Annotated in this window: 5 protein-coding genes; 1 reads left to right on the plus strand and 4 read right to left on the minus strand. The window is 45.1% G+C overall.

The features are described 5' to 3' along the window. Positions 1 to 20 precede the first annotated feature (20 nt). Positions 21 to 2,351, plus strand: a complete 2,331-nt coding sequence (locus tag IY568_RS04615) for a helicase-related protein (RefSeq protein ID WP_194866875.1) — start codon at positions 21 to 23, stop codon at positions 2,349 to 2,351. 143 nt (positions 2,352 to 2,494) lie between these two features. Here the strand turns inward: IY568_RS04615 and IY568_RS04620 are convergent, their stop codons facing one another. From IY568_RS04620 to IY568_RS04635, 4 genes are all read right to left on the minus strand, one after another. Further along, a complete protein-coding gene (locus tag IY568_RS04620; RefSeq protein ID WP_125560003.1) occupies positions 2,495 to 2,743 on the minus strand; it encodes a hypothetical protein in 249 nt (82 codons plus the stop codon). A 495-nt stretch (positions 2,744 to 3,238) separates the two neighbouring features. Further along, a complete protein-coding gene (locus IY568_RS04625; RefSeq protein ID WP_138537619.1) occupies positions 3,239 to 6,109 on the minus strand; it encodes a TonB-dependent receptor domain-containing protein in 2,871 nt (956 codons plus the stop codon). Between the two features lie 482 nt (positions 6,110 to 6,591). Continuing rightward, on the minus strand, positions 6,592 to 9,405 hold the full coding sequence (locus tag IY568_RS04630) for a TonB-dependent receptor (protein ID WP_194866876.1): 2,814 nt from the start codon (positions 9,403 to 9,405) through the stop codon (positions 6,592 to 6,594). A gap of 481 nt (positions 9,406 to 9,886) precedes the next feature. Then, on the minus strand, positions 9,887 to 12,520 hold the full coding sequence (locus IY568_RS04635) for a TonB-dependent receptor plug domain-containing protein (protein WP_194866877.1): 2,634 nt from the start codon (positions 12,518 to 12,520) through the stop codon (positions 9,887 to 9,889). Between the last annotated feature and the right edge of the window lie 272 nt (positions 12,521 to 12,792).

The raw sequence follows: 12,792 nt of genomic DNA on the forward strand, positions 1-12,792 counted from the left end.
TCTAACAGTATCAAGTCCGTATGTCCTTGCCCATCGAACAGATTAAAGCCCAATTTTGTGACCATTTAACCGCTGGCAACGTAATTGTTGCCGCCGCCACTGGCTCGGGGAAATCAACGCAGCTCCCCGTCTGGGCCACCCGGCAAGGTCGGGTCCTGGTGATCCAACCACGTCGCATAGCCTGCACTTCACTGGCTGAGTATGTTGCCCGGCAACAAGGTTGCAAGCTCGGTGAACAAGTCGGGTATGCCATTCGTTTCGAAGGCGTGTTTAGTGATAACTCGCAAATCGTATTTGTCACACCTGGTGTGGCGTTACGCTGGTACTTTGAAAATAAGTTGACCGACTATGACACTATCATGCTGGACGAATTCCATGAGCGACGCTGGGATATGGACCTGTTACTTGCCTTGTTGAAACAGCAAGCTGCGCATCATCTGATAGTCACCTCTGCCACTTTGTCAACACAGCGACTAGTGCGTTACCTAGATGCTCCCTTACTGACTTCCACAGGCAAGATGTTCGACGTTGAAGAGCGCTTTCTTGCCAAAGATATGCGCGCTATGCCAAGTAAAGACGACCTGAGTGAAAGAGTTAAGGCTGCATGTGATTATGCCCTGCAATATACCAATGGCGACATCCTGGTGTTCCTCCCTGGTAAAGGAGAAATCGTACAGTGTGCTGCGCAGTGTAAATCACTTGATGCGCTGATAGTCCCGTTATTCAGTGGCTGTGCACCAGATGATCAGCACCGAGCTTTACAACAGCAACCACAACAACGAATCATTCTGGCCACTAATGTGGCAGAAACCTCACTGACCATACCCAATATTACCTGCGTGATCGATTCAGGTCTGGAGCGACGCACCCACTTAAGAAATGGTAAAACAGTACTGGGCCTAGATACAATCGGCAGAGATTCTGCAAAACAACGTCTGGGCAGGGCCGGACGCACCCAGGAAGGGCTCTGTCTGCGCCTGTATGGGCAATATGCGCCGTTGATAGACACTACCCCGCCAGAAATACACAGAGAGGCCCTCACTGAGCTGGTATTGGCTGCTGGCTGTGCCACTGATGGCATAGACACACTCAACTTTATTGACCCGCTGCCTGCAAGCTCCGGGCAACGCGCACTCGACCTGCTCAGGAAAATAGGTGCGCTAGACGAACATAGCCGTGCAACTGAACTTGGCAGACAGCTCTACCCTTTGCCCGTCGATGTCGAATTGGGCCATCTCATCACCTGTATGCCGGATAACCGTCTACGTCAGGCGATGATTGATGCCGTGGCCATTATGTCGGTACCGGCACGCGTATACCGGCTGCCGGGGTCAACGGAGCAACTTGAGGCACTCAGTAAGGCACTGCCCCACAATTGCGACCTGGAGCTGGTCATTGCATTACTGCGCGGAAAAGCCCCTGGCGTGCTGATTGAGGACGAAGCCATTCGTGAAGCTCGGCTATTCAGCCAGCAACTCAGAGACGCCTTTGCGTTACCACCGCTGGATAAAGCCGCCAGTTATGACCGAAATGCGCTACTTAGCGCCATTGCATCTGTCCGCCCGGACTGGTTGTTTATTAAAAAGGATAACCGTCGCGGTGGTTTTGGTAATGGCCACAGCGAAGTGGTACCGGCAAAAGAATCTCGTATTTGTGACACGAGTGAAGCTATCCTGGTGCTTGATACCTATGCGCTGGCAGGAAAAGGCGTAAAGCAGGCAACCACGCTGGCGACTCTCGCAGCCCCTATTTCGCGCGCCTTACTCTCCCAATATGCATCAACAGACGCCAGGCTTGAAGGCGCATACCTGGAAGACGGCAAAATATGGGCTGAACTGACGCATAACTACGCCGGGGCAGTATTGTCGCGGCAACAGCAGCTTGCTGAAGGACCACACCTGATCCCCGCGTGTGTTAAATTAATCGAACAAGCGCTGCTTTTTGACGGTGTCTGGCAACAAGTAAGTATGATGCTGGACTACCAACACCTTTACCACCAGTATGAACAAAGTGAATTACCGATACTCCCGAATACAACCCAGTGGCTAACACAAACCCTCATGGATTTAGGCGTTGAAACACAGGATGACCTTGAATTAATTGAAGCACAGGATTTATTTTATTTTCCCATAGAGGCCTGGATAATCGACCCCTTTATTGAGAAATACCCACTAAGAATCACCTTGCCTGAACTAACGATGGCAGTCACCTACAGCTTTACCGCCAAGCGCATTGTACTCGAGTATATACAGGGTAATCGTAAAGACGCCCCGAAACGCTGGGAGCTTCCTGCCTGGGCAGGATTTAAAATTCGCTATAAAAAGGCCAGTAAGGTAGTGGATGTAAGGTAGCCGAGGAAAGTTTTATGGCGAGTCTAATTTAACTAGTGGTATAAGGTTACTTAAAAAATGTGCTTCATCAGCACTGGTTTTTAATACATATACAGACTTATAAACTGCGTAAGCCTGTATATGTGCTGGGAATTACTGCGTTACTACTGTCGGTTATTTGTTAAGCCACGCTGATTTTCTCGCATTGCATCTTGTGCATTCTTACGAGCTTCTGTTCTTTGCTTGGCGGTTGAACAACTTGTTTTGGGAATATTTGACCCCAGAGAACGAACTTGCTTACAACGATACCCGTTATTTGCCTGACTGCCGTCGTCTTTCGAGCTGCTGGTACTATTACACCCTGTCAAAAGTAAACCCAATGTAGAAACGAGAATTAGTGCTTTGGTTTTCATGACTTCTCCTTGCTTTAAGCAATCTTTTATAATTTCATTACAAGGTATATAACAAGTACCCAAAAAAGTCAAACCATGTGAGGGTTATTAATATATTAATGTTTTTTGATGACTTTCACTACATGATAAGCGATTTTTTCGCAACCCCCCATATGTATACCGTTAAACCAAGCATTAACTATTAGCGTTGGAATTTAATAAATATAATTTATAACCTTCAGCACCATTATAAACACAAAAACAACATAGATTTAAAAGCCATTAAACAATCAAATAAACCCATATAAATAAAAATAAACCAAATAAAAATAAACCGATATAAATACGAAAAGAGTTATAAGTTAGCAATGCTTTCTTATTATTAGGAATAAAGGCTATCCGACATAAATACATTCAGGTAAATAACGAGAGAAATAATCACCACCCTCGCAAGCAGGGGATAAAAACTAGCAATAAAAAAGGCCGCAAAAGCGGCCTTTTTTATCTCTATACTACTTAGAAGCTGTAATCTACGCTCAGGTAGTATGTACGTAGTAGCTGGTCATAGTAACGACCTTCGTAGCCTACTACGTGACCTTCTGGATCACCCAGTGAGAAAGGTGGCTCTCTGTCAAACAGGTTGTTGATACCGAATGTAATAACAGTGTTTTCAAAACCGAAGTAATCGATCTTGTAGTCTGTCTTAACATATGAAGGAATCTTCAACTGTACATGCTCTGTCACAAATGCTTGTGAACCTACACCTTCTTCGTTGTACACAGTTTCCATCACTGGATTAGCAATAGTACCACGAACAACTTCTACGCGGTCATCTGAATAGCTAGACTTGTAGCTAATACGAAGAGAGTGTGAGAAATCACCATGTGTCAGAGTATTTTGGATCTGAGCAACGTTGCGGAATACAACTTCTTCGTCAGTACCATACTTACCAAGGCTAGATTCCCACTCATAAGGTACAACACCCGGCGCTGTGTACTGTGAGTCAATGATATGAGTGCCCTGAAGTGTCGTCTTCAACTGACCAAAGCTCAGCTCATTGTTGAATTCGAATTTCCAGTCAATACCTGACGTTTCTGTTTTACCCAGGTTCAAGTACTCACGCTCAACCGACAGAAGTCTCTGAGTGTCATCCGCTGTACTAGTGTGGATCTGGAAGCTATCGTTAAACAGGTTAACATTTTCGAACATGTAGTCAAAGTCAGGGGCTTCTACCTTACCTTCGATTTCAATGCTCCAGTAGTCCAACTGAATCGTTGTATCTGACGTAGGCGAGTAAACAAAACCGATTGACGATTGCGTTGACTCTTCAGGTGCCAGAGTTGGGTTACCTTTCAGGAATGCTTGATACTGTGTACTACCTGTAGGACAGAACGCTTCACGGTTTGCATCACCCAGATTTGGACACGTATAGCTTGCACCGGTTACACCATTGTAAGCCAATGGTTGAGCGTAGCTACGAAGAGACGCAACTTTGAAGCCAGTACCATATGAACCACGCAGAACCAGGTTATCGGTCGCGTTATAACGCAAGCTCAGCTTGTACGTAGTATCGCTGTTAGACTCATATGTTTGCGTGTCTGAAGGATCGTTATTCTTAACTTTACCGATGCTGTCGTAACGTAATGCCAGGTTTGCACTCAAGTCTTCCAGAATTGGTACCTGGAATTCGGTGAACGCACCGTACTGACTACGCTCCAGGTCATAACCTGTATCGTTTGCTGGTGCATTTGATTCACGATTGATCTGTGCTTCGGTCAGGATAAGTGCATAGCTGTTTTCACGGTAGTCAATACCGTAACCTACATACACTTCACCTGCAGGTAATTCAAACAGCGGCTGAGACGCACGAATATCGAAAGACAACATTTCTGTTTCTACGGTATCCCAAAGACCACGCCACTGAACGCTCTCGATTGCATCTTTTGACGCCTGGTCACCAGCAAATTCTTCTGCCGTGGCAAATACGTCAATAGAACCACCAGCGATTGTCGGTGCAAAAGTAGAACGGTTGTAGTAACCGTTTTTAACGTGATCTTCACGCTCGTTCTTCGAATAAACAACAGCAGTGTTGAAGTCGATATCGTTCAATACCGTACCTTCAAGGCCTAAGATAACATTGATAGCAGTGTTATCGTATTGGTTGGTACGGTTACCACCTGGTAGAGCACGCCATGCAGCACGGAACTCTGATGCATTAGCTTTTTCTTCTTCTGTCAGGTGCTTTTCAACGTATTTTGTGTAAAGTACGCTGTTTGCTGAGTCACCATTAATCGCACCCAAGTTCAACTGACCTGTTGGGTTTGGAGCAATACGTGACGTCATTGTGAAGTCGGTATAAGAAAGAGTTGAGAACGCTTGGATATCGTCAGTGATTGCAAAATCACCTTGTAGGATGAAAGCTGTACGCTCTGTCTCAGGGTAGATCTCTAGTGTGCTTGTGAAGTCGAAAACACAGTCTACACCGCCAGCATTACCAAATGGAGAGGCTGCTGTGTCTGGTGCACAAGAACCATTTTCGGCATAGTACGGGCTGAAGCTTTTAGTGTAAGCGCCGTTAATTGGACGACCTTCTTCATCACGCTCACCAATGAAAACGTGCGCAATTGCAGGGATCGCGTTACCAGAACCATTCAGCTGGAAGTAAGAGTTACCATCTACTTCAAACTCAAGGAAACCTGTTTTAGCAAAATCACGATCTTTAGAGCGAAGCGTTTCAGATTTTTCATGGCTAAGTGAAGCTACTAAGCTGAAACCATCTCTGTCGAAGTCACCAAAACCAGTTGTGAAGCTCAGGTTGTAAGACTCTGCGCCGTCTTTTGGACGGTCCATACGTGCTGATACTGTAGACTCATCAGCCTGATCTTTAAGGATAAAGTTAATTACACCAGCGATCGCATCCGAACCGTATAGTGCTGATGCACCATCAGTTAGAACTTCAACACGCTCGATAGCAGCAAGAGGGATAGAGTTTAAGTCAACCGCGTTGCCTGAGTCAAGAGGTGCAAGACGACGACCATTTAGAAGTACTAGTGTGTAGTCTTCACCAATACCACGTAGTGATGCTGTAGCCTGACCAGTACCGCCGCCACCAACAGAAGAAGTTGGAGTTGTGAAACCCTGCATCGATGGGATTTGTGCAACCAGGTCACCAACATTAGTAACACCAGTGTTTTTAATATCTTCTGCAGAAATGATATCAACAGGAAGTGCACCCGCAAGGTCTGTGCCTTTGATGCTTGAACCTGTTACTTCGATTTTCTCGATTTTCTCTTCTGATTCTTCTGCATTTACTGCAAAAGCTGTAGCAGATACTGCACCGTACATCAGTGCTAAGCGGACCGCTTTCGAGATCTTGCTATTTAACATTTGTTTTCTCCCTGGCTTTAAATAAATCTTTTAAAGCATTGTTTTTATGTATTTTCTTGATTTTATATGGGTAACAAGTGCGTACACTTTTAGCCATATTGGTGAAACATACTAATCGCATGAAAAACAAAAGGTCAACAACCTTTTTTAAAACGGAAACAAAAAACCCAAAAAAGAAACAAAAAAACACATTAAAAACAAAGAGTTATAGGGATTAAATTATCTGACTCATATCTGTAGTGATTTTAGAGCCTTGTTACATGTTAATTTGACGTTTTTTTAATCGCACAGATGGTTTTAAGACGACGCATCTAAAAGTGAATGACTAGAACCGCACGGGGTGGAACTTGACTGAACGTAAGCACTTTGTAAATAAAAAATTGTTGCAAAAAACACAACAGGTATAATTGCGATTATTTGCAACAAAAAAGCCCCTGCAATTAGCAGGGGCTTGTTAGTTGTGTCTACTTAGTCAGGCAGAATTAGAATGTGTAATCTGCTTGTAGGTAGAAAGTACGACCATACGGGTCAGCATAACGCGGGTCGTAACCAACCTGGTGACCAGCTGATGCGTTCAGAGTGAACGGAGGCTCTTTGTCAAACAGGTTCTTAATACCGAATGCAATGTTTGCATTGTCGCCCCAAGCGTAAGCAAGACGATAGTCGAAAGTCATGTAAACAGGGATGTGTTTCTGGATAACACTACCGTCTACCGCTGAATCCCAATCATCAGCCTTAGCAACATAGAAGCTCACGTCTGCGCTTGCATCTGTGTAACCGCTACGCGCTTTAAGGTTCAGGCTGTGCGTGAAGTCACCATGTGTGAACGTGTTGTTGAAGTTAATGATGTTGCGGAAAGCCACTTCTTCATCTGTACCTACTTTACCAAGGCTAGTATCCCAAGTATCTGTAGTACCTACACGCAGACTCTCATCTTCGATTAGGTATGTACCCATCAGGCTAGACTTCAGCTCACCAAACGAGAAGTTGGTTGTGAAATCAACATGCCAGTCGATACCTGAAGTGCGAGACTCACCAACGTTACGCGCAGGCTGGATGATAGCAAGAACGGTATCGCCCGTACCTCTGTCAACTTTAGTTGTGAACAGCTCATCGTAAGTTACCGGATCGTCGAAGATTTGGTTCTGAGTCAGACGGCGAACCTCGTTCTCCATCTTGATGTTCCAATAGTCAACACCAAAGCTTGTACCTGTGTCACCAGCCCATACAAAACCGAACGTGTACTGCTTAGATGTTTCAGGCTGAAGGTCTTTTTCACCTTCACGGTATACATCATATTGCAGTTTATCCTGGTGACAGTATTGCGCCTTTTCAGGAGCCAAGCCAGCCGGACAATCGTACGGTGATGCAGTTACACCAAACTCAAGACGAGGTGCCGCAATTTGACGCATGGTCGCAGCCTTAAAGCCAGTACCGTAGCTTGCACGTAGTAGCAACTCGTCAGTTGGGCGGTAAGAAAGGCTTATTTTATAAGTTGTATCGTCAGCACTGTCGTTAACAGTCTGGTTGCCAGTGCGTTTTGAATCAGTGATTTCACCAATTTCATCGTAACGTAGTGAACCAGTTACTTCTAAGTTTTCCAGTACTGGCACGATTACTTCTGCAAATGCACCGTAGCTGTCACGCTCAAGGTCAAACTCAGTACCAGCAGCTTCAAACAGAACAATCTCAGCATTTTGACCCGCACCATTGGTCAGTGAATAGCTTGACTTGCGATAGTCGAAACCAACACCTAAATAAACAGTACCAGCATCCAGCTCAGCGATTGCGCCTGAAGTCTTACCTTCAATTGCGAACAAATCAGTGTCAGTGGTATCCCAAAGGCCATTAAACATGGTGTTTGCTACCATCTGGTTTTGCTCGTCAGAAAGGTTTTCTGGAGCATCAAAGATGTTAATCTGACCAGACGTGACCAGCTCCATGAACTCTTTCTCTAACGGATAACCAGTAAGACGAACCTGCTCACGCTCAGCGCCTGAGCTAGTGATGGCGAAGTCGTAAGACCATTCGTTAAATTCACCACGCAGACCAGCAACGATGTGTGACGTAGTTGCAGTCCACTCATCAGTACGGTTACCACCTGGAAGTACACGCCAGCGTGCTGACACACCACCTTCAACCATATCAGCTTTAACAGCGTCAGGCAGGTGCGTAATTACGTTGTCTTGTACAAACTGGCTATTTTCATCAAGAGAGAAACCACCAGTTGGGTACGGAGCGATACGCGTAATCATTTCAAACTTAGATGCAGACGCAGTTACATATGCTTCCATATCGTCGTTAATGGCTGCAATCGCTTGTAGGAACAAGTTGTCACGAGTACTTTCTGGTTGAATTTCTAGCGTGCTGGTGTAGTCAAATTGACACGCGTTACCAGAAGGTGCACTTGTTGTGTGACATGAACCGTTCACTTCTTTGTACGGGTTCAAAGAGTACGTTGATGTTTTACGGTTACCGTTGTCATCCAATACATATGCACCAGCATCATCGCGCTGATAGTATTTAACGTATGCATTACCTGGGATCGCGTTTGAAGAACCAGCGATCGCAACTAGGTCCTGACCAGCGTGCTCAAACTCAACGAAACCTGTTTTTGCGAAATCACGGTCAACTGAACGTAGGTTGTCCTGCTCATCGCGGCTGTAGCTCACCATAACATTGAAGCCATCACTGTCCAGGTCACCGAAACCTGTTGTGATAGAGAAGTTTGAGCTAGACGTATCTGAAGGCTTGTCATAACGAGCGCTTACAGTAGTCGCTTGAACGTCATCTTTCAGAATGAAGTTAACAACACCCGCGATAGCATCAGAACCATATAGTGCAGAAGCACCATCTTTCAGGATTTCTACACGCTTGATCGCAGATAGTGGAATTGAGTTGATGTCGATGCTCGAACCTGAATCCGAAGAAGCCATACGGCGACCGTTAACCAGAACCAGCGTGTATTCAGCACCAAGGTTACGAAGTGACGCAGTTTGAATACCACCACCACCACCACCTACTGACTCACCAGCAGCTGTGAAACCCTGCATCGCAGGCAGGTTAGCAATTAGGTCTGGTACACTAGTAACACCAGATTTTGCGATATCAGAAGCGTCGATTACATCGATAGGCAAAGCTCCTTCCAGGTCTGTACGCTTGATAGCAGAACCGGTTACTTCAATCTTTTCGATTTTCTCTTCGCCTTGTTCAGCATTGGCTGCGAACGCAGTTGCTGACACAGCACCAAACGCGATCGCTAAGCGAACCGCTTTTGTTACTTTGTTATTTAACATTGGATTCTCCCTGGACCATACAAGATGGTTATATTTATTTTTTGCGTTAACAAACGCTTTGTATTTTTACCAAAACGGTAACTTAGTGATGCATCTTAAACAACAACTAGACACTAGGTCAACATAGTCTGATGTGTTTTTTGCAATTACCTGAGCGAGGAACGACCTTATTTAACATTTTTTACATCATTTGATGATCTTAAATACACAGATAAGCACATATTAAACATGGGTTTGTGAATGGAATGTGTGAAATGGGTACAATTTTTCCAACCCGTCACACAAGTATTAAAAATGGCAGATTTAGAGTAAACAGAGAGCACTTATCCGCCTGTCACAGGCCGCTTTATAACCAAAGAAGATGTGAACGAGAAATGTTCACGAAAGTAAGGGGCAGAATACCAGACTCGTAATTGACTTAAGAAGGTGGCAAAAAAAAAAGCCCCTTACGGGGCTTTTACTAAATTAGTTCATCTGCAAATTAGAAGCTGATGTTATAACCTGCAAAGATTTCACGACCAATGTGGCCCGTGTTATAGATTGAGTAGTCTTCATAGACACCCTGACTATTGAACACAACACCTTTGTCAAACAGGTTACGTGCACCCAGAGTGAATGTACCGTAGCCATCGCTGTAGTACTTCATATTCAGGTTATGAGTCACGTAAGTTGGTAAAGAGCCACTGTAAACATTGTACGGTTCTTTCCCATCTACTTTCACTACAGACTGAGTCTCGTAAGTATCAGCAATAATGTCTGTAGTCCAGTTCACTGTGTAGTTATCAACTGCGTAGTTGATAGTGAACTGAGAACGCCACTCAGGTGTTTCCGGCGCACCCTTCTCATCTTCTTTTGGACCAGTGAAGTAGACATCTTCACCTACCTCTGTCAGTAATGTGGTTACATTTCTGAATTTGAAATCACCAAAAGAAGTTTCTAGCTTATATGACAAGTCAATGTCGAAGCCTTTACGAGACATAAAGGCGCCGTTAGCATATTGCGTATTGGCTTCAACGATTGCACCATCTGCACCTCGCGTAATACCAACTTCTGGGTAAATAGCCTGAATTTCATCTAACTTACCGGCGTTTTCAATGTGGATAAGATCCTGAGCAGTGATTAGTGAAATAACATTGTCGATTTCAAGCTCAAAGTAGTCGACTTTAATTGAGACATCTTCAAAACCAGAGTAAACCACACCCAGGTTCATATAGCTTGACTCTTCTGGGCCTAACTCGTCATTACCTTTACGCATTTCATCGAATTGACCTTCAGGACAGTCAACAGCCGGGGTGCCCTGCGCTGCACAGCTTACATAGTCATATGCATAAGGACTGCCTTTAGAGTCTTTGGCATTTAACTCTTTAAGAGACGGTGCACGGAAGCCTTCAGAATATGAAGCTCGAAGCAAAAGGTCATCCATCGGACGGTAGTCAAGCTTAACGCTTGGGTTACCCTCACCACCAAAATCACTGTAGTCGTCATAACGGTATGCCGCGCTCAGCGTCAGGTTATCAAGAAGAGGGAAAGCCACCTCATAAAATACTGCCGTTACATCACGCTCACCAGCACCTGAACCACCAGCATCACCACCAACGAGTCCTGCTTCATTTTGCGCATCATAGCGCTGGTTCAGAGTCATATCAAAGTATTCAGCACCAACGTAGTGTGCAATAGCGCCCGCCTCTAGTTCACCCAGTTCAAAGCCCAGGCCAGCAAACACATGATCCAGCTCACTCTGACTTTCTGTGTAGGTAGTCGCACGCATATTGTTGATCCCTTGCTCAGAGTCCAACGCTATATCTCGAGACTGGTTGTAGGCCAGACCAGCCCAACTAACGTAGTAACGACCAGCTGTTCTGTAGTCTAGCTTCGCTTTATGATATGACACTTCCCACTCAGCGGTGTCACCGAACATACCTTTCAGACCCAAGGTGTAATCTTGCTGATAATCGGTTACTTCACCGTCACGGTTACCCAATTGATACCAACGGAAATACCCGTCTTGCGCTACGTCTGTTGGGTTATGCTCATTGCTTGCAGGCATATCTGCCCAAACAGCAGCAGCAGGTGCGTAACGACCAAACGAATCATTACGGCTAAACATAGCCCGACCATAAAGTTCCAGATCGTCTGTTAGCTCATAGGTAATGCTCGTCATCGCAGAGTCACGTTTTGTTGACGCCATGTTAGCTGAAACATTGGCGTAGGCGTAACCACAAACTTGTCCTTTACCGATCCCGCCTTTAGAGGTACCTTGGTCAAGTACGCCCACGAAACCAGGAACGCTTTTGGTCAATTCATCACATTTTGGAGACGCTAAAAATCCATCTGCTGTTCTGATAGAAGCGCCATACAGACTAATTCCAACCGTTTCATCACCCAAAGAGATCAAACCATCTTTATTTTTGTCTTCCATTGACGCGGCTGTGTAGCTGCGGTCACGGTCAAAAATTGGGTTACGCTGTTGGTGGTCGTAAACAAAAGTAATGTTACCTTTGTCAGAACTTACACCAAATGCCATTGACATTTGTTTAGTGTCAGCACCTTCTGCTTCAGGGCGTCCAACCTGAATATCGAAAGACACACCTTCAAAGTCTTTTTTCAGGATAACGTTGATAACACCAGCAATGGCGTCAGAACCATAGATAGCTGAAGCGCCATCTTTCAGAATTTCAATACGCTCTACCGCCGCCATAGGGATTGAGCTCAGGTTAGCACCACCACCATTCAGTGAAGGAGAGCTACCCATACGCTTACCGTCAATCAGTACTAGAGTACGACCTGCACCGGCACCTAATAAACTTACTGTAGCTTGTGACTGACCGCTGTTACCTGAGCTTGGGATAACAGAACCAAAGCTGTTAGACGTCACGCTTTGTAGTGCTTCGGCCACAGAAACACGGCCCTGGCCTTCGAATTCAGCGGTAGAGATTACTTCAACCGGGCTTGCACCTTCCATGTCGACACGCTTGATACGCGAGCCTGTGATTTCAATGCGTTCTACTTTTTCAGCACCTTCCTGAGCAGTTGCAGACTGTGCGATCACAGCCGTAGACGCAGCACCAAATGCCAGTGCTAAACGCACGGCCTTAGTTACTTTAGTGTTCAACATGTGTTTTCTCCCTGGGCTTACACGTGGCGGTAAGCATGAGTATTGTTGGTATTTATAACGAGCTTGCCGAGTAAATTTCAGCAGTCTCTGAATTTTCGCGACGGATACTAATCGCGACCTGTGTTAAGCGTCAAACCGCCCAGACTTAACAGACAGGCACACCAATAAAACAAGGAAAACCCAAGCTTTTAACAGGGCTTTAAAGTTAATTACTACTCACTTCAAAATAAATGTATTTTTTAATTGAATTCACATGAAGACTGTACACAAAG

It is taken from the genome of Pseudoalteromonas sp. PPB1 (assembly GCF_015356275.1).
In the GTDB taxonomy this organism is placed as follows: Bacteria; Pseudomonadota; Gammaproteobacteria; order Enterobacterales; family Alteromonadaceae; genus Pseudoalteromonas; species Pseudoalteromonas rubra_D.

Excerpts from the sequence above, each read along its gene's own strand:
- IY568_RS04615 (WP_194866875.1), top strand. The coding sequence starts at position 21 with ATGTCCTTGCCCATCGAACAGATTAAAGCCCAATTTTGTGACCATTTA.
- IY568_RS04620 (WP_125560003.1), bottom strand. The coding sequence starts at position 2,743 with ATGAAAACCAAAGCACTAATTCTCGTTTCTACATTGGGTTTACTTTTG.
- IY568_RS04625 (WP_138537619.1), bottom strand. The coding sequence starts at position 6,109 with ATGTTAAATAGCAAGATCTCGAAAGCGGTCCGCTTAGCACTGATGTAC.
- IY568_RS04630 (WP_194866876.1), bottom strand. The coding sequence starts at position 9,405 with ATGTTAAATAACAAAGTAACAAAAGCGGTTCGCTTAGCGATCGCGTTT.
- IY568_RS04635 (WP_194866877.1), bottom strand. The coding sequence starts at position 12,520 with ATGTTGAACACTAAAGTAACTAAGGCCGTGCGTTTAGCACTGGCATTT.